Source organism: Salinibaculum sp. SYNS191 (assembly GCF_037338445.1).
Taxonomy (GTDB): Archaea; Halobacteriota; Halobacteria; order Halobacteriales; family Haloarculaceae; genus Salinibaculum; species Salinibaculum marinum.
The window spans coordinates 2,411,290-2,435,313 of record NZ_CP147838.1; the positions used below are offsets into that span (position 1 = coordinate 2,411,290).

Below are 24,024 nucleotides of genomic sequence, written 5' to 3' on the forward strand. Positions count from 1 at the left end.
CGCTCAGACAGAGGGCGTCGTCACGGACTCGTGGGCGGTGGCGTGGCACTGCCGGCACAGCGTCACCAGGTTGTCGACCCCGACCGTGCCGCCGTGGACCGGGGGGACGACGAAGTGCGCCTCCAGGCTGACGCTCCCGGTGTCGAAGTCGACGCCGCAGTTCCGGCAGGCCCGTCCGTCGCGCTCGAAGACTGCCTCGCGGAGGGACTCCCAGGACTCGACGTCGGCGGCGGTCGAGCCGGCCTCCACGTCGTCGATGGCCGACTCGACGGTCACGTCGGTGCTGCGGGTCACGACCACCGGGCCCTCGGGGTCGGTCGCGACCACTTCCAGCGGCCGCCAGCTTCCCAGGACGACGCCGAAGGGTTGCTGTGGCCCGACCATCACCCAGACGCGGGACCCGGCGCGGGTCGGCGTCTCCAGCAGGTCGTTGTGGACCCGGCCGGCGTGGTCGGCCCCGATGGGACAGCACTGGGCGGCGACCGGCCGGAGGGTGAGTTCGGCGGCGTCGTCGGCGGCGACCGGTTCGACGGTGACCGTCTCGCCGGGGGCGACGCCGGCGTTCTGTCGCGCGAAGCCGTCGACGTGGACGACCCCAGTTGCGTCGCCGTCCCTGGCCGGCCTGGCGGTGACGACGGCCCGGTCGTCCCCGACGAGTGCGACGGTGTCGCCGTCGGCGACGCCGATGTCGCCCATCGTCCCCCGGTCGAGGTGCGCGACGGTCCGGCCTTTCGCGGAGTCGTAGGCCTGCTCGACCGTCAGTTCGATGCTCATACACCGGCTTCGGTCGACCGGGGCAAAAGCGCGCCGGCCGGGAACAGCTTTTTGCGTGGTGGTGTGACACGAAGCGTATGGACAGACTCCAGACGGCCGGTCTCGGGCTGTCCCTGGTCTCGCTCGCGGCCTACGCCGTCGCGCTGTGGGTCGCCTACCCCGGCCGGTCGCTCTCGCTCACCGGGCTCATGGTAGGGCTGACGCTGTTCGCCTTCGGGGGTGTCTCGCGTGATTGAGGCCATCGCCTTCGAGAGCGGGAGCGTCGACGCCTACGACGACCTCGCGGCCGCGCGCGAGGCCAGCGGGACGACCTGGGTCCGCGCCACCGACGCCACCGTCGCGGAGTTCGAACGGGTGGCCGAGGCCTTCGACATCCACCCGCTGACCGTCGAGGACGTGCGCAGGGACGTCCGCCCGAAGACCGAGGAGTTCCCCGGTTACTCCTTTACCCTCGTCAAGGACGCCGAACTCCGGCGGGGCGAGCAGACCTTCGAGGAGGAGGTCGACGACGAGCCGGTCGGGGTGTTCATCGGTCCGGGGTGGCTCGTCACGCTCTCGACGGCGTCGGTCGCGGCCGTCGAAGCGGTCTGGCGGCGCGTCGAGCAGGAGGACCAGCGGCTGCTCACCCGGGGTGCCGACTTCGTCGCCTGCCGCGTCATTGACGGCCTCGTCGACGAGTACCTGGACATCCTCGACCAGCTCGAATCCCAGATAGAGAGCATCGAGGAGGCGGTCGTCACGTCGACCGACATCGAGACGCTCGAACGCATCAACGCCGTCCGGCGGGACCTGCTCGCCTTCCGCAAGATTGCCTGGCCGACCCGCGAGGCCGTCGGCGTGCTCGCCCGCGGCGACTCCGCCTTCGTCGCCACCGAGACAGAGAAGTACTACCGCGACGTCTACGACCACCTCGTCCAGGTCGTCGACCTCACCGAGACCTACCGCGACCTCACCAGCGGCGCGCGCGACATCTACCTGAACACGCTCTCGCAGTCGACCAACGAGGTGATGAAGGTACTCACCGTCGTCGCCACCATCTTCATTCCGCTGACCTTCGTCGTCGGCGTCTACGGCATGAACTTCGGAGACTCGCAGTTCAACATGCCCGAACTCGGCTGGCCGATGGGCTACCCCGCCGTAATGCTCGGCATGGGCCTGGTGATAGCTATCATGGTCGTCCAGTTCCGGCGGCGCGGCTGGCTGTGAGGGGTCCGGGCTGGCACGTCTCGCCGCCCTCGCGGCCGAGACCACACATTCAAATCACCGTCACGAGCATTGGTGGGTATGGCGCAGGCCCAGGACATCTTCGTCGACCTGGTGGGGACGGACCCCCTGGTCCAGGGCCTGGTCGGGGGTATCGTCATCGCGGCGCTGAACCTCTTCGGGGCGTCGCTGGTGCTGGTCTGGCGCGACCCGAGCGAGCGAGCGCTGGACTCCGCCCTGGGCTTCGCGGCAGGGGTGATGCTCGCTGCCAGCTTCACGAGCCTCATCCTCCCCGGCATCGAGGCGACGCCCGGCGGCAGCCCCATCCCGGTTCTCTCGGGGGTGGTCCTCGGCGGGCTCTTTCTCGACCGCGCGGACATGCTCGTCCCCCACGCCCACTACCTGCTGACCGGCCGGCGACGGCCCGACGCCGCCGACCCGCCAGTGGACCTGCCCGTCTCCGAGGAACGGCTCGCGTCGCTCGTCCTCTTCGTCCTCGCCATCACGCTGCACAACATGCCGGAGGGACTGTCCGTCGGCGTCGGCTTCGGCTCCGGCGACGTCGCCAACGCGCTGGCGCTGATGCTCGCCATCGGCATCCAGAACATCCCGGAGGGGCTGGCGGTGTCGGTCGCGGCCATCAACGCCGGCCTCGACCGGCGGGCCTACGCCGTCTTCGCCGGTGTCCGCTCGGGCGTCGTCGAGATCCCCCTCGCGGTGTTCGGTGCCGCGGCGGTCACCCTCGCCTCCGGGATACTCCCCTACGCGATGGGCTTTGCCGCGGGCGCGATGCTCTTCGTCATCAGCGACGAGATAATCCCGGAGACGCACACGCGCGGCCACGAGCGCATCGCCACGCTGGGGACCATGCTCGGCATCGTGGTCATGCTCTTTCTCGACGTGTCGCTCGCGGCCTGAAACCGACTCACAGACCGGCACCGAACCGCGCCGTTTTCAAGTCCCCCGCCCCAAACCCCATACGTAATGGGCTTTGGTAGTTACGACGAATCCGAGCAGCAAGACCAGAACGCCGGGGACGTCGACGACAACGACGGGGTCACTGTCCACGAGCACACACACGACGGCGACGTCTCCTTCGAATCCGACGCATCCCAGGAGGAACTGCTGGACAAACTCGAGGACATGAAGTAGGGGCGGACGGCCGACCCACTGTCGCCGGACCGTATCGACCCGTTCCACCGTGACTTCTCACTCTTTCGCTCTCCCGTAGCCGACGGTTCTGGCCCGCGCCGCGGTGGTTTCGCCGTTTCTCTCTGGCCTGCCTCGCGGCGGCTCTGTCGTTCTCCTCGCGCACCTCGCGGGAGCGGCCGGACTCCTCTCCCGACAGCGCCACGACGTGACACCCACGAAAACAGGTGTTTGTTGCTGGTTTTCCCACACGCAGACAGCCCCGGAAACCGTCCCCGGAGTCGCTGGCTCGCCGGTCTGGCGGCGTTTCTCGCCGCTCCCCTCGCAGTGACGCGCTCCGGCCGGGTTCGACGGGGTGAGCGGGCGCTGGTGCGGCGGACGAGCCGCAGTAGTGGGACGGAACTGGCGCGTTCGCGCCGTCGGGCGACGCAACTGGGCCAGCGTCACTGCCGTATCTGTCCGTCGTAGGTAGGGGAACGTGTTGCTGGTAGACGGGAGTCAGGGTAGCGTTTACAGGGGAGAGCGGCTTTAAGACGTGGGAACTGGTACAGTGGGGTGATGACTGAGAGACGTGCGCGGGTCCGTGCCGACGCGGTGTGGACGGCCGTGCGAATCGCGGAGGACGAGATATGACGAGCGCATCCGACCCCCGTCCCGACGAGGAGTCAGCGACCGACCACCTCGACGACGTCGAGGACGGGTGCGGATGTGCGGAGGTCTGGGAGCACCTCTCCGAGCAGCGCGACGACAGTTGAGCCGTCTCACAGCCGCGAGACGTTTTTGTTCCTGCCCACCAATGACAAACCGATGAGCGACGACGGGAACGAGACCAGTCCGCCGACGGGCCGCGAGTCGCCGGTCGGCGAACCGGTCATCCGCGGCGACCCGACGCTGACCGGTGAACACGCAGAGCGCGCGGTCGCCTTCGACCCCGAAGATGCCGAGAGCCTCTCTCTCGCTGCCGAGACGGTCGCCGCGTTCGCGAACAACACCGCCGGAGCCGACGACAACGTCCTGATGCTCCGGGGGGCCGCCGCGTGTGCCGCGCTCGTCCGCGGCGAGGGGTCGTACAAGGCCGCCGCCGCGCGTGCCGGCGACGGCGTGACGGTTTCGTTCATCCGCAAGTGGTCGCGGGTCCACGACCTCCCGCAGTCCATCCGCCGCCACGTCGCCAAGGGCGACATCGCGCCGACGGCGGCGAAACACATCGCCCGCGTCTCCGGCGAGGCCCGCCTCCACCTCGCGTGGGCGGTGCTCGACCACGACCTGACCGTCCGGCAGGTCCGCTCGGTCGCCAGCACCGTCAACGACGGGACCGACGTCGAGGTGGCGCTCAGACAGAACGGCATCAACCTCGGCGAGATAACGATGGTGCTTCCCCCCGAGCCCTACTGCGAACTCCGCCGCATCGCGTCGCTGGAGGACCGCGACCCAGGCGCACTCGTCGGCGAGATACTCGACGCCAGATTCGGGGACGACCAATCGTAAACCCTTAGCCGACGACACCCCCACGTTCCTTCGAGGGCCGGTAGCTCAGTTAGGCAGAGCGTCTGGCTTTTAACCAGATGGTCGGGGGTTCAACTCCCTCCCGGCCCGTGCAACGAACCACCGAGTGACAACGAGGTGGTGAGTGAACCGGCAGGAAGGAGTTGAACCCGGGGAGTCGCGCACAGCGAACGATGTGAGCGAGCACGTCTCCACTCGGTTCAACTCCCTCCCGGCCCGCTACATTTCACTCCCTCCAGTATCCGCATTCGCGTCGCTCGCTGCGGGTACAGCCCAGTCACAACCCGCAGCCCGTCACGCGTGCGCTCTCGCCGGGGACGAGGTCGACAGTCTGGCGACCGAGGCCGGGCGTCTGACCCGTCGGCCGGTCGAGACGCGAAACCACGCAATTTACGTCGGGGAGCGCCGGAGAGGGTGTATATGAACGTACTCGATGTCAAGGACACGCTGGAACCGCTCGGCATCGCCGTCGGTGCCCTCCTGATTCTCGTCGGCGTGGGAACGCTGGTCGGCCAGCCCTGGGCGACGAGCAACAGTGCCGGCGCGACGGTGCTCCAGCTTCTGGGCGTCCTCGTTCTGTTCGTTCTGGGCGCCGGGCTGGCGTGGTTGAGCTACGACGCGTGAATCGCCTGTAGAGGAACAGACGCAGAACATTCTGGCTGTCGGACGACGCGAGAAAAGCGAAGACGGAACCGTTACTTGTTCGGGAGGTAGGCCGCCGAGACGAGCACGATAGCGGCCAGGAAGCTGACGATGACGATGCCCCACATGCCGTTTGTCCGCTCGTGGAAGTAGTCGATGTTGTCGAGGACGGTCTGGTACTGGCTGTAGTACTGGTCGCTGCGCAGCACCTGGACGGTGTCCTCGCTGGGGAAGTGTCCGAAGAAGCTCTCGCCGCCGAGCGTGATGTTGCCGCCCTCGCCGAACTCGATGCTCTCGTTTGCGGGGTTGTTCCAGGTCAACGTGACCTCGCTCTGGGTCACCGCGTCCACGGTCGTGGTGACGTTCTCCTCGGCGTAGAAGAACTCGTCACCGACCGCGCGGGTGGCGGTGTCCGGCGTGGGCAGGTACTCCGACAGCAGGGCGGTCGACCCGTTCTGGAAGCGGACGAAGCGCTCGCCGGTCTCGTCGTCGGTCACGATGGTAGTGGCGTCGGAGTCGTTGGCGATGATGGCCGTGACGTTCTGCGTCTCGACGAGGGAGAACTCCGAGACGTTCGTCTCGTTGGCGACCGTGACGGTGTAGGTGCCCTCGCGGAAGGGGACCGTCGACCCGTTCTCGAGCGTCGCCGTCTCCATGTTCGACTCGTTCAGTGTCGTCAGCTCCCCGGTGTAGGACACGGACGTCCCGCCACCGTGACCGCCGGACTCTGTCTCCGCTTCGACTGTCGTGACGGTGTAGGTCGTCCCCCCAACTGTCAGCGTGTCGCCCTCCGAGTACGTCGTCGCGTCCTCGAAGTCGACCGTCGGGGCGCTCATCCCGACCTGCATGAAGCCGTACGCACCGCCGCCAATCACCAGGAAGAGGACGAAGTAGACCGCCGCGGCTCGACGTTGCATGTTGTGTCGCTCCGGCGCCCCGGCCTATAACCGTTACCTTTCGTTCGAAACGGCGGCCGCGGGTCGGCCCGAGCGACCACCCCGACCTACGTGCTCGTGTTGCTCTCGTTGCCCAGTACCGCGCCCGGCGGTGTCTCGTCGGTCGGCGTTCCCGTCTCGCCGGGGAACGCCCCCTCGTCGGCCGTTTCGGTCTCGGCTCCCGGCGTCTCTGTCTCGATTCCCGGGGTCTCAGTCTCGACGCCTGGTGTGTCAGTCTCGACCCCGGGCGTCTCGGTTTCCTCTTCGGGGGCCTCCGTCGCTTCGTCAGGCGTCACTTCTTCCGGCGTCCCCTCCTCGGCGGTCGCCGTCTCTTCTTCGGGGGTCTCGGTCACTTCTTCCTCGACGGCGTCGATGCGTTCGACGTGGACCAAGCCAGCGGGTTCGTCCCAGTCGTATATCGACGCGTCGAGGTCGCCGCTCCCCTCGATGCCCGGGTGGGGTCGGATGACGTCGTCTTCGGCGAGTTCGGGGTTGCTCTCGGTCGTCCCCTCCGGTTCGCCGCCGGAGATGAGCGTCTTCGCCGGCGGGACCAGGTCGGCGTACAGCTCGGTGTTCTCCTCCGTTCCGACGTCGTAGCCGTTGGCGTACAGGGTCTTGGACTCGTTTACTTCCGTGGGCAACTCCACGGTGTCGACCCCGACGATGCCGTCGTTCGTGGCGATGAGCATGCTGACGACGGTCAGGTGCGTCGCGCTGGCGTCGGCCGACAGCTCTACGGTGGTGTAGTAGGGGTTGCCGGTGTCGCCGGGGTCGTCTTTCGGAACCAGCGGCCCCTCGCCCACGGCCGCCGCGCGAATCGCGTCGGTCTGTTCGATGAGGCCGAGCAGCGGGTCGAGGTTCCCGTTCTCGGCCAGTTCTTGCGTCGGCTCGTTGGCCGGTTCGCCGACGGAGAACACCTCTACCGAGGGCTGGTGGAGGGCGACGGCCGGCGGCGTGAACGGCTGTCCCGGCGTGAGGTTGGCCACAGTCACGCGGTAGGCCCGTGCCTCGCCGTCCTCGCCCTCGTCCACCCCGTCGTCTGTCTCGTCGTCCGTCTCGTCCCCGTCGTCGGTCTGTGCCAGCACCGCGTCGCCGAGCGCCAGCCCGCCGACGGTGGCGCCGCCGAGTGCCAGTGCGCGCCGTCGGGTCAGGCTGGGTCCCGTCCCGTCGTCGGTCATGCGTGCACCTCGTCTGTCCGCCGCTGTGATGTCTGTCGTGTCATCTGTGTATGGCCCTCGCTGTCGAGGGTGTGGGTTGTTGCCCTGCTCGGAGATTTGTTATGTGTGACATATTCGAGAGTAAGCCCGGCCCCGTCGCCGGGGGTGGTTTCGGTAAGCTTGCGTGTAGTACGGTCGGCGCACGACCGCAGACGGCCCGACAGCGTGCGGTAATCCCGGATTGTCCGGCGGGGTTCGAGGGCCGTACCAAAACCGTCTAACGGCCGTGTTCCCTAGACGTGTCCGATGAATCCGAGTCGCAACGGTGGGGTCTCCCGGCGGGCGTTCGTCAAGGCAGCGGTCGCCATCGGGGGCACGGCCGCGCTGTCGGCTTGCCTGGGTCGCGAAGAACCCGACCTGTCGACCGGACCCGACGACCCCGCGAGCCTCCCCGACCGCCAGCACGCCTGGAACGCGGCCCTCCCGACGGACGACCACGGCAACGACGTCCCCCCGCGCCACCACGCGCTCGTCCAGTTCGACTACGACGACGACACGCCCACGGCCGCCGACCGCGAGGCCGTCGAGGCCGCGCTTCGCTCCGTCGAGCGCGCCTATCCCCACAGCAACGAGGGCCTGCTGCTGACCGTCGGCTACTCGCCGGCGTACTTCGACCGGTTCGACGACGCCCTGCCCGACAGCGTCGACCTGCTGGAACCGCAGGCGCTGGCCCCCTTCGAGGACCCCGACCTCGACACCGCCGACGTGGCCGTCCACCTCGCCAGCGACTACGGGTCGGTCGTCCTCGGCGTCGAGGAGGCGCTGCGGGGCGAGCGCGAGAAAGTCAACGGCGTCGCAGTCTCCGGGTTCCCCGACGCGCTCTCGCGTGTCGACCGCCGGACGGGCTTCATCGGCGACGGCCTGCCCGCGGAGAACCAGGACGTGGCGGGTATCCCGGATTCGGAGCCAGTCCCGGAGGACGCGCCGATGTACATGGGCTTCAAGTCCGGCTTCGAGAAGAGCCAGGCCAGCGAGGACAGCGTCACCATCACGGAAGGTCCCTTCGCCGGCGGAACCACCCAGCAGGTCTCGAAGATTCGCCTGAACCTCCAGCAGTGGTACGAGCAGGACGACCGCTTCCACCGCGTGGCGACGATGTTCTGCCCGGCCCACGCCGAGGAGGGGGCCGTCGAGGGCACCGGCGAGAACCTCGGTAACTCGAACGGGATGGAGGCACACGGCTGTCCCGCCCACGCCAGCGAGGACGCCGAATCCGGCGTGGTCGGCCACGCCCAGAAGAACGCCCGCGCCAGGCGGGACGGCGAACCGCTCCTCCTCCGGCGCGATTTCGACTCGACCGACGACGACCAGGCCACGGTCCACTTCCTCTCGCTGCAGGCGGGTATCACCGACTTCGTGACCACGCGGTCGATGATGAACGGGACCGACCTCGCCGCGGATGGCGCGGTCGGCCAGCGCACCAACAACGGCATCCTCCAGTACATGACCGTCGAACGCCGCGGGAACTACCTGATTCCGCCGCGCGCCCACCGCGCGCTGCCGACGCCGCGGCCGGCGTAGCGCACCCGTCGACGATGCAGGTCGCGGCCGACGTAGCGCACCCGTCCGTTCCGGCGGCGTTTCGAGGCGCGTACCAGAACGGGCTTGGTCGTCGCTCCGCTAGAACGGTTCGATGAGACGACGGCAGTTCCTCGCGGCCGGCGTCGCCGGGTTGTCCGCGGCGACGGCAGGCTGTAGCGGCTTCTTCGAGACGGCGACGACGCGGACCCCGCCGCTGGTAGAGAACAGGCCCGAAGCGGTGTACGTCCCGACCCACGTCGAGGGGATGGAGATGGCGGGGATGGCCTCCAGCGGCCGCTACCGGTTCGCGCTCACCTACAGCTTCCCGCATCGCTTCTGGCTGGTCACCGGTGACCGGGTCCGGCAGGTCGCCATCGAGGACGAGCAGACGGTCCACCTGATGCTCACCGCCTGGGACAGCGAGACGGGGACGGTCATCCCCAGTTCCAGCGCCAGCGTCACCGCGACGAAAGAGGGCGAGACGGTGGTCTCGAACAAGCAACTCTGGCCGATGCTCTCCCAGAACATGGGCGTCCACTTCGGCGACAACGTCGCGCTGGACGGCGACGGCACCTACGAGGTCCAGGTCACCTTCGGCCCCGTCGAGACCCGGCGCGCCGGTGCGCTGGCCGGCGCGCTCGCCGACCGCGCGGAGCCGACGTTCACGCTGGAGTTCAGCCAGTCGGAACTCGACGAGGTGTCCTACGAACGCCTCCCCGACCGGCAGGGCGAGCGCGCTGCCGTGGACCCGATGCCGATGGAGATGGTCCCCTCCGGCCAGCTTCCGGCCGCCGAGGCCCTGCCGGGCACCCTGCTGGCGACGGGTCGGGGCGTGGGGGAAACCGGCGACGGCATGTTCGCCATCACGACGCTGGACTCCCCCCCGGAGGGCGTCGACGGCGAGGGGACCTACCTCGCCGTCTCCGCGCGGACGCCGTACAACCGCTACCCGCTCCCCTTTATGTCCCTCGCTGCTACGCTCTCGAAAGACGGCGAGACGGTCTCCGACGGCGACCTCACCGAGACGCTGCACCCCGACCTGGGCTATCACTACGGGGCTGTCGTCGACAGCGTCCCCTCGCAGACCACGGCAGACATCGCCGTCGACGCGCCGCCCCAGATCGCCCGTCACGAGGGCTACGAGACGGCGTTCGTCGACATGGACGGCATCTCGCTGACGGTCTGACGCCCTCACGACGACGCGGGACTCCCGCCGCTCAGCGCTTCTCCCAGGAACTCGGTGCGACGCCCAGCCGCCGCACGACCGGGGCGTAGAGGGATGCGACGACGATTACGACGACCAGTTCGACCCAGAACCCGAGGTTGCCGACGAAGCCCCGGAGCACGATGAGGACGAGAAATATCACGGCCAGCATCGCGAGGTAGTGGGGAATGCTTTCGAGGAGACTGGCTCGGTCGACCATACTCTCACTTCGACCCGCTGTTCAATAATCCCGTGGGTCCTCCCCGAAGCGGACGTTCTCGGCGTCGATAGCGGCCCGTTCGGCCGCGGCGTCGACGTCGAACTCGCGGACGACGTCGCCGTCGCGGACCAGCGGCCGCAGGAGGGCGTCGCCGTCTGCCGGACCGTCGCGGTCCGCGAGGCCGACGTGGTGTGCGCCGTCGGGGGTCCGGTAGACCTCCTTCTTGCCGTCGAGTTTCCCCCGCTTGGCGGCGGGTTCGCCGTCGACCTCGACGATGTCGAGCGCGAAGTCGACGGGGTCGGCGTTGCTGACGTAGCTGCCGACGCCGAAGCCCTCGGCCACGTCCCGGAGGTCACGGATGCTCTCGGGGTCGATGCCGCCGCTGGCGAAGATGCCGACGTCCTCGTGGCCGCGCGCGTCGAGCTTCCAGCGGAGTTCCCGGAGGATGTGCCGGAAGTCGCCACGGCGGGACCCCGTCGTGTCGATGCGCACGCTGTCGAGGTCCTCGACGGCCTCGACGGCCCGCAGGGTCTCCTCCACCTCGTCGTCGTAGGTGTCACACAGCGCGACGCGGGGCACGTCCTCGGCGACGGCCTCGTCGAAGGCCCGCCAGGCCTGCTCCTGGTTGCCCCGGCCGAAACAGATGACCAGCGCGTGGGGCATCGTCCCGCCGGCCTCGCGGCCGATGACCTCGCCCGCGGCGACGTTCGAGATGCCGTCCAGCCCGCCGACAAGCGCCGCCCGCTCGACCATCGCGGCGATGGATGGGTGGACGTGGCGGGTGCCGAAACTGAGGACGAGCGACTCCGGCGCGGCCCGGCGCGTCTCCAGTGCGTTCGTCGCAACGCCGGTCGGGTGCGAGAGGAAGCCGAGCAGCGCGGTCTCAAGCCGACAGAACTCCAGGTACGGCCCCTCGATGCGCATGACCGGGCCGCCGTCGAACAGGCGGCCCTCCGCCAGCGCGTCGACGTCGACGGCGTGACCCGCCAGCAGGGACGCGGCGTCCCGGACACCGGCGAAGACGTTCCACTCGCCGGTGGGGAACTGGTCCATCGTCACCTCGGCGACGACGTGGGGGTTCTTGCCCGCGTGTTCCAGGGCCTCCACGGTCCGGTCGAAGTACGCATCAGTCGCCCGACCCTCGGCGATTGCCGACTCGGGGACGATGTCGAACGCAGCCATGTCCGTGTTCTCGGCCCGTCGGCTGAAAGCAGTTTCTCTTCAGACGGCGGTGATGCAGACGAAACGTCTCCAGTCACCCGTCGATGGCGGAGAGTGCGTCGACAGTCGGCGCGTTGACGATGCGGACCCGCGTGCCGTCGCGGGTCACCCGGAAGGCGTCGCCGAACGTGCTGGAGTCGGGAACCGTGTAGACGTCCCCGTCGCGGGTCGCGTCGAACCGGCCCAGCAACTCGCGGTAGGCCTCGCCGAACTCGCGGGCGTCCTCGGGAGTGTCCCAGGCGAGTTCCCAGACGTAGCCGTACTGGTCGCCGTTCCTGTAGGGTACCAGCGCGTCCCCGGCCCAGCCGTCGGTCGCCGGGTGCTGGTAGCGCCCGCTCCCGCTCGCGATGACGCCGTTGTCGGCGAACATGACGTACAGCGAGGCCTGGCCGACGGTGTCCGCGACGGGGTCGTGGTCGAACCGGTCCCACTCCGGGTTCGAGCGGTCGGCAACGCTGACGTTCACCGGCTTCTCGCCGGGGAACAGCGACGGCCGGGTGACCTGCTCGGTGCTCGCGGGGTAGTCCTCGTGGAGCGAGTCGATGGCCTCCCAGCCGCTGTCGTTCTGGACGGTCTCGACGAAGGTCGGGCCGACGACGTAGGGGTACAGCACGACGTCGAGCAGGCCGCGGTCGACGCCGCCACCAGCGACGCTGGTCGGGACCGACTCGATGCAGTCCCAGGACTCGCCGCAGTTCGCGCGGTAGCGGTCCTCGATGATGGAGGCTTCGCCCTCGACGACGCCGTTGCGCGCGAGCTGTCTGTCCTGCGTGTCCGGGCTCTCGTCGAGGCCGAAGCGCTGGTCCTGCAGCGCGTGGACGAGTTCGTGGACCAGCGTGTCGCGGTCGACCGTCGGCGTCTCGCTGTCGCTGACGACGACGATGTCGCCGCTGCCGGGCTCGTAGTACCCCAGGACAGCCCCGCCGTAGGTCTCGTTGAACACGTCGCTGATGTCGCGGTCCTCGCCGACGATGAACAGGCCCTCCCAGACCTGGTTGTTCCACTGCGAGTGGGTCGCGTTGGTCCCGAAGGGCTGGTCCTCGCGGTACTCCGCCCGCGAGATGACGGTGACGTTGACCGACTCGGTGAACTCCAGCCCGCGCATGCGCTCGATGCGTGCCATCGCCCGGGCTACGACAGCGTCGCGCTCGGAGGCGTTGAGGCCATCGTCGACCGTGACCGACACCGGGTCGTCGTAGCTGTAGCCGGCCTCGACCCCGAGGTCGCCCGCCGGCGTCGCGGCGGACCCGCTGTCGCCGGTCGACCCGATGGCGGCACAGCCCGCGAGCACGACCAGCAGGGTCAGGAGTGCGACTCGCTTCATCCCGCCCCCCGGTACACGTCGCCCAGCGCGCTCCGGCTCGGCGCGCCCACGATGGTCACCGTGTCGCCGTCGACCGTGACGTCGACTGCGCCGGCGAAGGGGCTGTCGTCGGCGACCCGCCAGACGCCGTCACCGACCGCCTCGCCACCCCAGTGGCCGACGAGGCGCCGGTAGCTCTCGGCGAACTCGCTGGCCTCCGCCGAGGACTCCCAGGTCAGCCGCCAGACGTAGGCGCGCTCGTCGCCGCGCGCGTAGGCGTGGAACCGGTCGCCGGTCCAGCCGTCCACCGCCGGCAGCGCGTAGTCGAACGGGTCCGAGCGGTCGACCGTCCCGTTCGCGTTCAGGTTCAGGAACTCCTGTGGCGCGACGACGCCCCGCGGTTCGTAGTCGTCGTACAGCGTGTACGCGAACATGGCGGTCAGGCCCGACTGCCCGAGGACGCCGTGGTCGGGGCGGCTCTCCGGCCGGACGCGCTCCCAGCCGCCGCTGTTCCGGTCGCGCAGTTGCACGTCCCGGGGCTCGAAGGAGCCGTAGCGGTCGGGGTAGATGACCTCGACGGCGCTGCTCGGCGGGTTCTCGAAGGCGTCGTTGACCGCGGACCAGTCGTCGCCGTCGGCCAGGGCCCGGACGAATCCGGGACCGTCGCTGTACGGGAAAAATTCCAGGATGTACACGCCGAGGTTGAACGGGGCGGCGCTGGCGTTGCCGCCGGCCCCGGTGCTAGTGTTCTCCCGGGGCAGACACGACCAGGTGTCGCCACAGCGGTCGAGGTAGGCGTCCTCGACGGCGCCGGCGTCGCCCTCGACGAGGCCGTTGCGGCCGTTGTACGCGTCGCGGCTGGTCGGGCGGTCACGCGAGAGGTCGAACTCCTGGTCCTGCAGCGCGTGGACGAGTTCGTGGGCCAGCGTTCGCTCCCCGTCGAACTGCGGGCTGTCGGACTCGGAGACGATGACGATGTTCCCGCGGGCGGGGCTGTAGAACCCGCCGATGGTCCGGTTGCGCGTGTCGTCCTGCTCGGCGATGGAGTCGGTTTCCTTCCCGATGAGGTGCAGCGCCTCGAACTTCGCGTTGTCGAACCGGCGCAGTGCCTCGCCGGTCTCGCCCCCGCCACCGGCAGAACCGGCGTCGAACTCGTCGCGGCTGATGACGCTGACGTTGACCTCGCGGTCGAACTCCAGATTGCGGACCACCTCGACGCGGGCCATCGCCCGGTTGATGACCTGGGCGCGCTCGCTTTCGTTCAGCCCGTCGGCGGGGTCGACGGCGACCGGGTCGTCGTGCCAGAGGCCGTTCTCCCAGCCCAGCCGGTCGCTGTCGGGGTCCGGTCGTTCGTCGTGCGTCACTGGCGTTGGCGTGCCGGCGGCCGTCGAGTTGTCGTCGCTGGCCGCGAAGGGCGTCGCACACCCGGCCAGGACGACGAGCGCCGCAAGCAGGAGGAGTCGCCGCATTGCGTTCCCTTCGGGCCGAGACACGGATAAACCTTTAGCGCTGGCCCGCCGCTCCCGCCATTGCATCAACATCTATTGGCGCCGGTGCCCTAGCGTCGGCCATGCAACTGGATACCGACTCGACGGCGGTCGTCGTCGTCGACATGCAGAACGGCTTCTGTCACCCGGAGGGGAGCCTCTACGCGCCGGGCAGCGAGGACGCAATCGAGCCCTGCGGCGAACTCGTCGAGCGCGCCCACGACGCGGGTGTGCCCGTCGTGTTCACCCGCGACGTCCACCCGCCCGAGCAGTTCGAGGACGCCCACTACTACGACGAGTTCGAGCGCTGGGGCGAGCACGTCCTGGAGGGCTCCTGGGAGGCGGAACTCGTCGCGGAACTGGAACCGGCCGAGGAGGACCTCGTGGTCGTGAAACACACCTACGACGCCTTCCACCAGACGCAACTGGAGGGGTGGCTGGAGGCCCACGGCATCGACGACCTGGTCATCTGCGGCACGCTGGCGAACGTCTGCGTCCTGCACACCGCCGGGAGCGCGGGGCTGCGCGACTACCGCCCGGTCCTCGTCGAGGACGCCGTCGGCTACATCGAGGAGGGCCACCGCGAGTACGCGCTCGACCACGCCGACTTCCTGTTCGGCGAGGTAGAGACGCTCGAAGCCGTGGACTTCGCGTGAACGTCCGCCGCTATCGGCCCGGCGACGGCGAGGCGGTCCGTCGCCTCCACGAGCGGGTGCTCCGCGACGCCGGCACCGACCCCGCAGACATCCCCCACCCGGAGGACATTGAGGACGTCCGGGCGTCGTACATCGAGGCCGGCGGCGAGTTCCTGGTCGTCGAGGACGACGGCGAAATCGTCGCCATCGGCGGCCTCCGAGTCGACGGGACCGAGGGCGAACTGTTCCGGATGCGCGTCGCCATCGACCGCCAGGGCGAGGGCATCGGGTCGAGACTGCTCGACGCGCTGGAGACGGCCGCCCGCGAGCGCGGCGTCGAGACGCTGCACGCGGAGACGGCACAGCGCCAGGAAAAGGCCGTCGAGTTCTACCCCGCCAACGGCTACGAACAGGTCGGGACGTCCCCGCGCGGCGAGTACACGCTCATCGCCTACGAGAAGGACCTGACAGCGACGGCGTAGCCCGGCTGCTCGAAGCCCGGCTACTCGATAGTGACGCGCACGCGCTCGCCTGCGTGCAGGCCGACCGTCTCGCCGACCAGTTTCACGCCGAGGCGGTCCCGCGCGCAAAACAGCGCGACGCCGGTCACTGCCTCGCCGTTTGCCAGCACCGTCACGTCGTCCCACGTCACGTCTCGACCGGAAACGGTGCCCACGCGCCCGCCGGCGAGTTCGGCCCGGTCGCCACCCCCGAGCAGTCCCCCGCCGTCGTAGTGGGGGAACCCGCCGTCGAGGACGCCGCCCCCGCTCTCGACGCCGGCGAATCCCTCGCCGGGCGCGGGATGGACAGGCGCGTCAAGCCACGCCCACGTCTCGCCAGCAGCGGTGACCGTCCCGGTGCCGTCCCACGGAACTGGGGTCACTTCGACCGCGACGTCGACGGGCAGGGACCCCGACGCACGGTAGGGGTTCGCGTCGTACTCGCGGAAGCCGAGGTGAATGTGGTTGGGCACCCACGGCGCGAAGAAGCCGGCACGGACCAGTTCGCCCAGCGGGTCGCCGACGGCCACCACGTCGCCGGCCTCGACCCTTGGTTTCACGTGCAACAGCCGCGCGACGTACTCGCCGGTGTCGACGAGAATCAGGTGGTCCTCCTCGGCGGCGTAGGGCTGCGGTGGGGCCGTGACCGTCCGGGTCTCCAGCACCTCGCCAGCGACCGGGGAGGGGGCCGTCTCGACTGTCGTCTGCTCGTCGCCGGGATAGAGGTCGATGGCGCAGCCGCGGTCGTGGGCGACGAACGGGGAATTGTACAGCGAGAACCGGCGGTACTGCAACAGGGCGTCCCGGCCGAGCGTGACTGCCATCGCCTGCCAGTTGGCGGGCGCGGGCTTAGACCCCTCGCTCCGGCGGAGGTTTATCAGTGAGGAAGGGGCCAGACCGCCCGTGCTCTGACACTCGCCGCGGAGCGGTCTGCGCTTGTGCGACACACCGCTTCGCGCTCCCGCCACGTGTCGCCTGTTCGCCACACTTGACAGCCGTCGTCCCGTAGACAGTCGCATGGACATCCGCCCACTCGCGACAGACGGCGTGGTTCTCCTCGACGGCGAGGTCCTGCTCATGGAACGGAGCCACGACCCCCACGAGGGTCAGTGGGTCCTCCCCGGCGGTATCGTCGAGCGCGGCGAGACCGCCGCGGCCGCCTGCCAGCGCGAGGTCGCAGAGGAGGTCGGCCTCTCCGTCGAGCCGATTCAGTTCGTCGGCCTCTACGACGCGCCCGGGAGAGACGAACGTGGCAACGTCAGCGCGGCGTACCTCTGTCGTCCGCGGACCCCCGGCCAGTCCCCCGAGCCACGCGAGGAGGCACGCCGCGTCGACACCTTCGACCCGACGGACCTCCCCGAGACGGGCTTCGACCACGCCGCCATCGTCCGGGACGCTGTGACGCCCTGACTGTCGGGATGGTTTTGCCCGTCCCGCCCCAACGGCGACCATGCGCGTCATCCGCGGCCGGGCCGGAAACGTCGACGCCGACCACGACCGGACCGGGGCGATGGTCCAGCGTGCCGTCGAGACCGGCGAGCCGGCGCTGCGGGTCTGGACGCCACACCGGCAGGTTGCCTTCGGTCGGCGCGACGCCCGAACGGAGGGGTACGACAGCGCACGCGCGGCCGCCGACCGGGGGGGCTACCCGCCCGTCGAACGCGATGTCGGCGGTCGCGCGGTCGCCTTCACCGGGTCGACGCTCGCAGTCGTTCACGCCGACCCCGGTGCCAACCGGACGGCAATCCAGTCCCGCTACGAGGCGGCGACGGCCCGCTACCGGCGGGCCTTCGATAGCCTCGGCGTCGACGTCCGCCGGGGCGAACCGGACGCCTCTTTCTGCCCGGGAATCCACTCGCTGCAGGCGACGGGCAAGCTCGCCGGCCTCGCCCAGCGGGTCCGCCGCGACGTCGCCGTCACTGCCGGCGTCGTGGTCGTCCGCGACGACGCGGCCATCGCCGACGTGCTCGCGCCGGTCTACGACGCGCTCGACGTTCCCTTCGACCCGGAGACGGTCGACAGCGTCGCCGCCGCGGGCGGTCCGTCGGACCCCGAGGCAGTCGCGGACGCCATCGTCGACGCCTACGGCGGGGACGACGCGGCAGTCGAGCGCCTCCGGGAGACTTAGGACACCCGGGCGTGGAGATGGGGTATGCTCTTCCAGAACGCCACGCTCGCGGACGGCCGAACCCGGGACGTTCGGGTCCGCGGCGAGCGTATCGACGCCGTCGGCGAGGACCTGGAGGCCGGTGACGAGCGCGTCGTCGACGCCTCGGGCAAGCGGCTCCTGCCGGGGATGATAGACACCCACGTCCACTTTCGGGAACCCGCCTTCTCGCACAAGGAGACGTGGGTGACCGGCTCCCGTAGCGCCGCGGCCGGCGGCGTCACGACCGTCGTTGACCAACCCAACACCGACCCGCCGACGGTGGACGGCGCGGCCTTCGACGAGAAGCGCGACCTCGCTGCCCAGTCGCTCGTGGACTTCGGCATCAACGGCGGCGTCACGCCGGACTGGGACCCCGACGAACTGCTGGCCCGCCCGCTGTTCGCGCTCGGCGAGGTCTTCCTCGCGGACTCGACCGGCGACATGGGTATCGACACGGACCTCTTCGCGGACGCGCTCGAACGCGCGACCGAGGCGGGCGTGACGGTCACCGTCCACGCCGAAGACGCCACGGCGTTCAACGAGAGCGCCCGCGAGCGGACGGACGCTGACGCCTGGAGCGCCTACCGCACTGCCCGCGCCGAGGAGGTCGCTGTCCGCCGCGCCTGCCACATCGCCGACGAGGTGGGGACGCGCATCCACATCGCCCACACGTCGACGCCCGAAGGAATCGATGTCGCCAGCGCGGCGGGGATGTCCTGCGAGGTGACGCCCCACCACATGCTGCTCTCGCGCAACGACCTGCCGGAACTGGGCACCCACGGCCGGATGAACCCGCCGCTGCGGCGAGAGAAGCGCCGCCAGCGCGTCTACGACCGCGTCGCCGACGGGACGGTCGACATGATAGCCACCGACCACGCGCCACACACCAGCGAGGAGAAGGACGCGAGCATCTGGGACGCGCCGAGCGGCGTCCCCGGCGTCGAGACGGCCCTGCCGTTGCTACTCGCGGAGGCACGCAACGGCGACCTCTCCTACGAGCGGGTCCGGGACCTCACCGCCGCGAACCCCGCCGACGTCTTCGACCTGCCGGACAAGGGCCGCATCGCCGAGGGCAACGACGCCGACCTCGTGCTGGTCGACACCGCGACGACCGAGCCTATCCGTGCCGCGCAGTTGCACACCAACTGCGACTGGACGCCCTTCGAGGGCTGGGAGGCCGTCTTCCCGGAGATGACGCTCGTCCGGGGCCACGTCGCCTACGAGCGCGAGGACGCCGCGACCGAGACCTTCGGCGACCACCACGGGCAGTGCGTCCGCGACCAGGGGGACGGGTCGGTCGACGCCGCTGTTTCGGAGTCAGAAGCGGGGGAGACGCCCTCGGATGACACCGAATCCGACGAGAGTCCGGACTCGAACCCGGAATGACGTCTCGTCGCGTTCAGAACGGCCCTTCCGACCCGACGTTCTCGGTGACTCCCCCGGCCTGCGCAAGGCGCGTCTCCGGAACTGGCCTGACGAGACCGTAGACGGCCCGGTAACTCCCGAGACCGACACCGGAACCGACGAGCAGCGTCGCGGCTGGCGACGCGACGACGGTCCAGCCGAGGACGAGCACCAGGCCGACGGCAAGCACCGCGCCGAACCCGACCAGCAACGACAGCGGTGTGTGCTCGTCGACCAGTGTCAGAAGGGGGGTCTGCTCCGCCAGGAAGAGCCCGCAGACGGTGAAAGCGAACCCGAACGCGGCGATGCCGACCGACCACGCGGGGCTGCCACCGAGACCGAGCGCACCGACTGCGGTCCCGCCGGCGGCCAGTACGAAGTCGACGGCGAGCGCCCGCCTCCGGGGGTCCATCTCAGTCCTCGGTCGCCTCGAAGTGATGGCCACACTCCGGACAGGTCACTTCGTCGTGGCGCAGCGCCGCGGAGTGTTCGCGGACCTCGCGCATGACCTCGGAGATGCGGTCCTCTGCGGCCAGTTCCTCCTCGACGGAGAGGTCGACGCCCTCGACCTCCAGCAGGAACTTCGCCACCTCGGTGGCCTCGTACATGACGTCGTCCAGTTCCTCGGCGGTGAAGAAGTCGCTCATCGCCCCGTAGAGGAAGGTCGCACCCGACTTTCGCACCTTCTCCTCGAAGGCGGCGCGGGCCTGGTTGACCGCCTGGGGCGTGTACGTGTCGGTCATGAAGGGCACCAGTTCGGGCAGGTGCTCGCCGATTTTCGTCATCTCGACGCCGGTCTCGGTCCGGAAGTCCGCACAGAGGCGCGCGATTGCCCACTCCCGGGCGGTGATGTAGGTCCGCTCGCGCAGGAACTCGTTTGCCCGGTCGTAGGTGCTGCCGTCGATTTTCGTGAAGCGGTCGTACGTCTGGACGTCTTCGGGGACGTCCGGTGTGGGAGCCTGGTCGACCGCTGTCGCGTCCTCGTTCGCGTCCTGTGCTCCGGTCGTCCCCGCGTCCCCGTCACCCATCCCGGTGTCGGCGTCGCCGTCGCTCTCACCGTCGGCGTGCTCGTCCGTGCCGTCTGTCATGACCGTGGGTGCGTGCCGGGCGCGAAAAATACTGTCGCCTGTCGGTGTGTGGCGGGTTCCGTCAGTGTGGCCCGTGTCGGGAGACTTTTGACCAGGGCGGGCCTGCAAGGACGTATGCACATCCTACTCGGTATCGGGGACGCCGACGACGGGCTGCGTGCGCTGGAGCGAGTCGTCTCCCGCGCGCAGACCGCCGGCGACGACCTCACCGTGGCCGTCTACGGCGACGGGGCCACGCCGGTCGACGAACTCGTCGCGCGCGTCCACGACCGGCTGGACGACCTCGACTTCGACGCGGCCGTCGAGGAAGTCGACGGCGACCCCGGTGGCAAAATCGTCGAACTCGCCGAACGCGAGGCCGTCGACCGAATCGCCCTGCCCGGTGGCGAGCGGAGTCCACTTGGCAAAATCCGTCTCGACCGCGTGACCGAATTCGTCCTGCTGAACGCATCCATCTCGGTGACCTTGATACGATGACACCAGAGTTTCCCGACGAGACTGTCGACGACTTTCCGACTCCCCCGCGGGAGTTCACTGACGCCGAGGACAGGGACATAACCGTCGAACGCGCCGGCGACGAGGCGAAAGACGCCCTCTTCGAGATGTACCTCGAGTTCAACCCCGAGGACAGGGCGCAGGGGATTCCGCCCACGCGCGACGACGCCATCCAGGACTGGCTGGACAACGTCGTGATGGAGGACTGCCTCAACGTCGTCGCCTGGCACGAGGGCGAGGCCGTCGGCCACGCGATGCTCGTCCCCGACAACATCGGCTCGTACGAACTCGCCATCTTCGTCCTCCGGGCGTACCAGGGCGCACAGATCGGCACCGAACTGGTCCGCTCGCTGCTCGGCTGGGGCCAGGAGGAGGGCATCGACAAGGTCTGGCTGACCGTCGAGCGGTGGAACGACCCCGCCGTCAGGCTCTACGAGAAGGTCGGATTCGAGACGACCGAGAGTCAGAGCTTCGAACTGGAGATGGGGATTCGACTCGGCTAGACGGACAGTACCGGCTGGCTCGCGTACTCGAGGACGTACAGCGCTGCCTTGCCGAGGGTGGCGCTCTCCGATTCCATCCGGGACTCACGGGGGACGACGAGGAAGTCGGCGTCCAGTTCCTCCGCAGCGTCGAGGATGACGCTGCCGGGCGTCTGCGTGAGTCGCTGGTCGGAGAACCCGGCTGCAGAGGAGTGCGAGAGGTGGACGTCGTCGAGTTGGTCGCGGATTCGGGCCGTGAACGCCCGGTGCTGGTCGGCGACGGTCTCGGCGGAGACGTCGCCCGTTTCGATGCCGCGCGCGACGCGCTGGTCGAGAACGTGCAGGAGATGCATGTCCGCACCGTAGCGTTCGGCGATCGCGATCGCGTACTCGACGCCGCGCTCTGCCTCCTCGCTGCCGTCGACCGGGGCGAGCACGAGGTCGATTTCGATATCCATTGTTCGGCCGTGCGAGCGGCACGACAAAAAAGCCGCCGGTGCCCGACGAACCGGGGTTCTTTTTTAGCCTGCCTGCGGTAGCAGATGTATGTTCGAGACGGTCGTCATCGCCACGGACGGCTCGCAAAGCGCACAGCGGGCCGTTCGGCTCGCTCTCGACTTCGCCGACCGGTTCGACGCCACGGTCCACGCCCTCTACGTTCTCGACACCGGCGAACTCGACGAATCGCCAGCGGACGTCCGGTCCGACCTGGAGGACGCCCTCGACGCTGCCGGCGGCGAGGCCCTCTCGTACGTCGAGGAACACGCCATCGAGACCGCCGACCAGCAGGACGTCGTCACCGGCGTCCGAAAGGGCGACCCGGCCAGCGAAATCATCGACTACGCCGAGGAGTACGACGCCGACGTCATCGCCACCGGGACCCGCGGCCGCCACGGCGACCACGCCTTCCTGCTCGGGAGCGTCGCCGAGGCAATCGTCCGCCGCTCGCCGATTCCGGTCCTCACGGTCCGTCAGCTCTCCGACGAGGAGATGCCGAGCTGAGCACCGACCGAGGAGTTCTTACCGCCCGCCCCGCAGTGGTGGGGTATGGACGACTGGCTCATCGACGACGACCGTCTCTCGCTCGGGCGGAAATCCGTCCTCCCCGGCGAGGGCTTCTTTCACCCCGACTCTATCGAGGAGCAACAGGCCGAGCGCGAGGCCGCCGAACGCCTGACAGACGCCGGCGTGGTGGTCATCGCCGACCCCGACGCTGACGGCCTGGCCTGCACTGCCTTGGTCCGCATCGCCCACGGCGAGGGCTCGCTGGTCCCCGCCGGTCCGCACGAACTGGAGGAGGCAATCGAGTGGGCCGCGACCTACGCCGAACCGGAGGCGACGGTCTACGTCTGCGACCTCTGCCCCGACAGCGAGTACGACATCGCCGACGTGGACGCGCTCGCGGCCCGCGTTGAGCACGTCGCCTGGTACGACCACCACCAGTGGCACGACGATCTCGCCGCGCAGGTCCGGGACGCCGGCGTCGACCTCGTCGTCGGCGACAGCGACGAGGTCTGCACCGCCGACGTGGCACTCGCCGAACTCGACCACGACTTCGACGACCGCTACGCCGAACTCGCCGCGGTCACCCGCGACCACGACCTCTGGATTCGCGACGACGAGCGCAGCGACGACCTGGCCGACTACTCCCACTGGGCCGACCCCGAGGAGTACATCGCGACGGTGCTGGACCACGGCGCTGACCTCCCCACGGAAGTCGAGGAGTACCTCGCCGAGCGCCGCGTCGAGAAGGAGGCGCTCATCGAGAAGGCCGTCGAGCGCGCGGAGCTGCGCGACGTCGGCGACTGGACGGTCGGCGTCACCTACGGCCGCTGCTCACAGAACGAGGTCGCCGAGGCGCTGCGCGAGCGGGGGGCCGACGCCGCAGTCGTCGTCAAACCCGCCGGCTCGGCCTCCATCCGCGGCACGGAGAACTTCGAGCGGTGCCACGAGGTCGCCGAGCAGGTCAACGGCGGCGGCCACCCGAAGGCCGCCGGGTGCAAGCCCGACATCTACGACGACATGCTCGACTACGCCCACCACTGGACGACCCGCGGCGCGACGGCGAAACAGGCCATCATCGACGCGTTCCGGCGGTTGCCCGCGGAGAGTGCGGCCGACGACACCGCGGAGTAGCACCGCGAACGAGCGACGCGAGCGAGCGGCGTTTTTCACCCACGTTTTTGCGGTGAGTGGTGCGCGAGAGCAACGAGCGCACCCGAACCGGAAAAAGGTGGTTCTGACGCGTTCCGGCGGTTGCCCGCGGAGAGTGCGGCCGACGAGGCCGCTGAGGAATAGTCCGCCCTACTCTCCGGCGACCCACTTCTCAGAGTAGCGCTCCCCGCACTCGCAGGCGACGTAGGCGTGGACGACGTCGCCCTCCGCGTAGAGGTCGCCCACATCCTCGTTTTGCTCCTCTGCGAACGCGAAGACGAGGCGCGCTTCGTGGCCCTCGCCCTCCCCTTCGGGACAGACGCCACCGGTCAGGTCCCGCGACACCTCGCCCTCGGTGCCCATCGCCTCCTTGGCGAAGCCCATCGGGTCGATACCGGTCGCGGACTGGAAGGCCGCCCGGCCGGTGTCACCCGGGACGACGAGGACGACGCCGTCGTCGGTCCGCTCGCCCTTCTCGGCGAGTGCGTCGATGCCGGAGACGGCCGTCTCGTGCAGGAAGAAGGCGACGTCGTCGGGGCGTTCGCCGGCCAGAAATTCGTCGCGCTTGCTGTCGGTCATTACCTTCTGCGAGAACACCGAGGCTGAAAAGGGACTTGTTCCGGGGTAGCGAGGCGGTTAGCAGTGCGGTGGCCACGAGCGCGTCCCGAGCAGTACGAGACGGGAGCGAAGCGACCGTCTCTCACGCGAGGGCGCGCGAGTCGGGGAAGGGCAGGC

30 protein-coding genes and 1 tRNA gene are annotated in these 24,024 nt (G+C 69.3%); 19 read left to right on the plus strand and 12 right to left on the minus strand.

The features are described 5' to 3' along the window. Window positions 1-3: 3 nt before the first annotated feature. Window positions 4-774 (minus strand): HNH endonuclease, encoded by a 771-nt coding sequence (locus WDJ57_RS12910; protein ID WP_338901225.1) that lies wholly within the window; start codon window positions 772-774, stop codon window positions 4-6. Between the two features lie 77 nt (window positions 775-851). Between WDJ57_RS12910 and WDJ57_RS12915 the strand changes: the two genes are divergently transcribed. From WDJ57_RS12915 to WDJ57_RS12950, 8 genes are all read left to right on the plus strand, one after another. Beyond that, window positions 852-1,010, plus strand: coding sequence for a hypothetical protein (locus tag WDJ57_RS12915; RefSeq protein WP_338901226.1), 159 nt, complete (start codon window positions 852-854; stop codon window positions 1,008-1,010). Further along, on the plus strand, window positions 1,003-1,980 hold the full coding sequence (corA, locus tag WDJ57_RS12920; protein WP_338901227.1) for a magnesium/cobalt transporter CorA: 978 nt from the start codon (window positions 1,003-1,005) through the stop codon (window positions 1,978-1,980). Before WDJ57_RS12915 ends, corA begins: the two co-directional genes overlap by 8 nt. Window positions 1,981-2,058: 78 nt before the next feature. Beyond that, window positions 2,059-2,895 (plus strand): ZIP family metal transporter, encoded by an 837-nt coding sequence (locus WDJ57_RS12925; protein ID WP_338901228.1) that lies wholly within the window; start codon window positions 2,059-2,061, stop codon window positions 2,893-2,895. A gap of 66 nt (window positions 2,896-2,961) precedes the next feature. Next, window positions 2,962-3,129 carry a DUF5786 family protein gene (locus WDJ57_RS12930; RefSeq protein ID WP_338901229.1) on the plus strand — a complete coding sequence of 56 codons (168 nt, stop codon included), beginning with the start codon at window positions 2,962-2,964 and terminating at the stop codon, window positions 3,127-3,129. A gap of 626 nt (window positions 3,130-3,755) precedes the next feature. Next, window positions 3,756-3,881 carry a hypothetical protein gene (locus WDJ57_RS12935; RefSeq protein WP_338901230.1) on the plus strand — a complete coding sequence of 42 codons (126 nt, stop codon included), beginning with the start codon at window positions 3,756-3,758 and terminating at the stop codon, window positions 3,879-3,881. A gap of 52 nt (window positions 3,882-3,933) precedes the next feature. Next, a complete protein-coding gene (locus tag WDJ57_RS12940) occupies window positions 3,934-4,614 on the plus strand; it encodes a DUF7119 family protein (RefSeq protein WP_338901231.1) in 681 nt (226 codons plus the stop codon). Between the two features lie 34 nt (window positions 4,615-4,648). Further along, window positions 4,649-4,722 (plus strand) — tRNA-Lys (locus WDJ57_RS12945). Between the two features lie 330 nt (window positions 4,723-5,052). Next, complete coding sequence (locus WDJ57_RS12950; RefSeq protein ID WP_338901232.1) at window positions 5,053-5,256, plus strand: hypothetical protein; 204 nt, start codon at window positions 5,053-5,055, stop codon at window positions 5,254-5,256. A 71-nt stretch (window positions 5,257-5,327) separates the two neighbouring features. Here the strand turns inward: WDJ57_RS12950 and WDJ57_RS12955 are convergent, their stop codons facing one another. Both WDJ57_RS12955 and WDJ57_RS12960 read right to left on the minus strand, forming a co-directional pair. After that, window positions 5,328-6,191, minus strand: a complete 864-nt coding sequence (locus WDJ57_RS12955) for a hypothetical protein (protein WP_338901233.1) — start codon at window positions 6,189-6,191, stop codon at window positions 5,328-5,330. An 86-nt stretch (window positions 6,192-6,277) separates the two neighbouring features. Then, a complete protein-coding gene (locus WDJ57_RS12960) occupies window positions 6,278-7,387 on the minus strand; it encodes a spondin domain-containing protein (RefSeq protein WP_338901234.1) in 1,110 nt (369 codons plus the stop codon). A 285-nt stretch (window positions 7,388-7,672) separates the two neighbouring features. On the opposite strand from WDJ57_RS12960, the gene WDJ57_RS12965 reads away from it, so the two are divergent. Both WDJ57_RS12965 and WDJ57_RS12970 read left to right on the plus strand, forming a co-directional pair. Continuing rightward, window positions 7,673-8,947, plus strand: a complete 1,275-nt coding sequence (locus WDJ57_RS12965; RefSeq protein ID WP_338901235.1) for a DUF7405 family protein — start codon at window positions 7,673-7,675, stop codon at window positions 8,945-8,947. A 112-nt stretch (window positions 8,948-9,059) separates the two neighbouring features. Further along, a complete protein-coding gene (locus WDJ57_RS12970) occupies window positions 9,060-10,133 on the plus strand; it encodes an iron transporter (protein WP_338901236.1) in 1,074 nt (357 codons plus the stop codon). A 31-nt stretch (window positions 10,134-10,164) separates the two neighbouring features. On the opposite strand, the gene WDJ57_RS12975 is transcribed toward WDJ57_RS12970, so the two are convergent. The 4 genes from WDJ57_RS12975 to WDJ57_RS12990 form a co-directional block, all read right to left on the minus strand. Beyond that, complete coding sequence (locus WDJ57_RS12975; protein ID WP_338901237.1) at window positions 10,165-10,371, minus strand: hypothetical protein; 207 nt, start codon at window positions 10,369-10,371, stop codon at window positions 10,165-10,167. Between the two features lie 21 nt (window positions 10,372-10,392). Then, window positions 10,393-11,553 carry a nicotinate phosphoribosyltransferase gene (locus tag WDJ57_RS12980; protein ID WP_338901238.1) on the minus strand — a complete coding sequence of 387 codons (1,161 nt, stop codon included), beginning with the start codon at window positions 11,551-11,553 and terminating at the stop codon, window positions 10,393-10,395. A gap of 73 nt (window positions 11,554-11,626) precedes the next feature. Beyond that, window positions 11,627-12,916 carry an Hvo_1808 family surface protein gene (locus WDJ57_RS12985; protein WP_338901239.1) on the minus strand — a complete coding sequence of 430 codons (1,290 nt, stop codon included), beginning with the start codon at window positions 12,914-12,916 and terminating at the stop codon, window positions 11,627-11,629. Continuing rightward, window positions 12,913-14,364: an Hvo_1808 family surface protein gene (locus WDJ57_RS12990; protein WP_338901240.1), complete on the minus strand. Its 1,452-nt coding sequence runs from the start codon at window positions 14,362-14,364 to the stop codon at window positions 12,913-12,915. Before WDJ57_RS12990 ends, WDJ57_RS12985 begins: the two co-directional genes overlap by 4 nt. Window positions 14,365-14,465: 101 nt before the next feature. On the opposite strand from WDJ57_RS12990, the gene WDJ57_RS12995 reads away from it, so the two are divergent. Continuing rightward, complete coding sequence (locus tag WDJ57_RS12995) at window positions 14,466-15,038, plus strand: cysteine hydrolase family protein (protein WP_338901241.1); 573 nt, start codon at window positions 14,466-14,468, stop codon at window positions 15,036-15,038. Further along, entirely contained in the window at window positions 15,035-15,499 is a 465-nt protein-coding gene (locus WDJ57_RS13000) for a GNAT family N-acetyltransferase (protein ID WP_338901242.1), read from the plus strand. The genes WDJ57_RS12995 and WDJ57_RS13000 overlap by 4 nt, the downstream gene beginning before the upstream one ends. A gap of 20 nt (window positions 15,500-15,519) precedes the next feature. On the opposite strand, the gene WDJ57_RS13005 is transcribed toward WDJ57_RS13000, so the two are convergent. Further along, a complete protein-coding gene (locus WDJ57_RS13005) occupies window positions 15,520-16,341 on the minus strand; it encodes a hypothetical protein (protein WP_338901243.1) in 822 nt (273 codons plus the stop codon). Window positions 16,342-16,534: 193 nt separating this feature from the next. Here WDJ57_RS13005 and WDJ57_RS13010 point away from each other — a divergent pair, with 193 nt between their 5' ends. From WDJ57_RS13010 to WDJ57_RS13020, 3 genes are read left to right on the plus strand one after another with little or no spacing between them, the layout of a single operon-like run. Then, window positions 16,535-16,927: an NUDIX hydrolase gene (locus tag WDJ57_RS13010; RefSeq protein ID WP_338901244.1), complete on the plus strand. Its 393-nt coding sequence runs from the start codon at window positions 16,535-16,537 to the stop codon at window positions 16,925-16,927. Window positions 16,928-16,967: 40 nt separating this feature from the next. Further along, complete coding sequence (locus WDJ57_RS13015; protein WP_338901245.1) at window positions 16,968-17,645, plus strand: lipoyl protein ligase domain-containing protein; 678 nt, start codon at window positions 16,968-16,970, stop codon at window positions 17,643-17,645. A 24-nt stretch (window positions 17,646-17,669) separates the two neighbouring features. Further along, window positions 17,670-19,052 (plus strand): dihydroorotase, encoded by a 1,383-nt coding sequence (locus WDJ57_RS13020; protein ID WP_338901246.1) that lies wholly within the window; start codon window positions 17,670-17,672, stop codon window positions 19,050-19,052. 13 nt (window positions 19,053-19,065) lie between these two features. Here WDJ57_RS13020 and WDJ57_RS13025 read toward each other — a convergent pair whose 3' ends face one another. Then, window positions 19,066-19,482 carry a hypothetical protein gene (locus WDJ57_RS13025; protein ID WP_338901247.1) on the minus strand — a complete coding sequence of 139 codons (417 nt, stop codon included), beginning with the start codon at window positions 19,480-19,482 and terminating at the stop codon, window positions 19,066-19,068. A 1-nt stretch (window position 19,483) separates the two neighbouring features. Next, on the minus strand, window positions 19,484-20,158 hold the full coding sequence (locus WDJ57_RS13030) for a DUF5806 family protein (RefSeq protein ID WP_380629680.1): 675 nt from the start codon (window positions 20,156-20,158) through the stop codon (window positions 19,484-19,486). Window positions 20,159-20,272: 114 nt separating this feature from the next. Between WDJ57_RS13030 and WDJ57_RS13035 the strand changes: the two genes are divergently transcribed. Both WDJ57_RS13035 and WDJ57_RS13040 read left to right on the plus strand, forming a co-directional pair. Continuing rightward, window positions 20,273-20,635, plus strand: a complete 363-nt coding sequence (locus WDJ57_RS13035; protein WP_338901248.1) for a universal stress protein — start codon at window positions 20,273-20,275, stop codon at window positions 20,633-20,635. Next, complete coding sequence (locus WDJ57_RS13040; RefSeq protein ID WP_338901249.1) at window positions 20,632-21,156, plus strand: GNAT family N-acetyltransferase; 525 nt, start codon at window positions 20,632-20,634, stop codon at window positions 21,154-21,156. The genes WDJ57_RS13035 and WDJ57_RS13040 overlap by 4 nt, the downstream gene beginning before the upstream one ends. Here WDJ57_RS13040 and WDJ57_RS13045 read toward each other — a convergent pair. Beyond that, window positions 21,153-21,593 carry a universal stress protein gene (locus WDJ57_RS13045; protein WP_380629677.1) on the minus strand — a complete coding sequence of 147 codons (441 nt, stop codon included), beginning with the start codon at window positions 21,591-21,593 and terminating at the stop codon, window positions 21,153-21,155. The two genes, WDJ57_RS13040 and WDJ57_RS13045, sit on opposite strands and share 4 nt — an antisense overlap. An 88-nt stretch (window positions 21,594-21,681) precedes the next feature. Between WDJ57_RS13045 and WDJ57_RS13050 the strand changes: the two genes are divergently transcribed. Both WDJ57_RS13050 and WDJ57_RS13055 read left to right on the plus strand, forming a co-directional pair. Next, the gene (locus WDJ57_RS13050; RefSeq protein ID WP_338901250.1) at window positions 21,682-22,137 is read left to right on the plus strand and encodes a universal stress protein; all 456 of its coding nucleotides are present in this window, start codon (window positions 21,682-21,684) and stop codon (window positions 22,135-22,137) included. Between the two features lie 45 nt (window positions 22,138-22,182). Further along, window positions 22,183-23,271 (plus strand): DHH family phosphoesterase, encoded by a 1,089-nt coding sequence (locus tag WDJ57_RS13055; protein WP_338901251.1) that lies wholly within the window; start codon window positions 22,183-22,185, stop codon window positions 23,269-23,271. A 168-nt stretch (window positions 23,272-23,439) separates the two neighbouring features. On the opposite strand, the gene WDJ57_RS13060 is transcribed toward WDJ57_RS13055, so the two are convergent. After that, a complete protein-coding gene (locus WDJ57_RS13060) occupies window positions 23,440-23,868 on the minus strand; it encodes a DUF5807 family protein (RefSeq protein ID WP_338901252.1) in 429 nt (142 codons plus the stop codon). Between the last annotated feature and the right edge of the window lie 156 nt (window positions 23,869-24,024).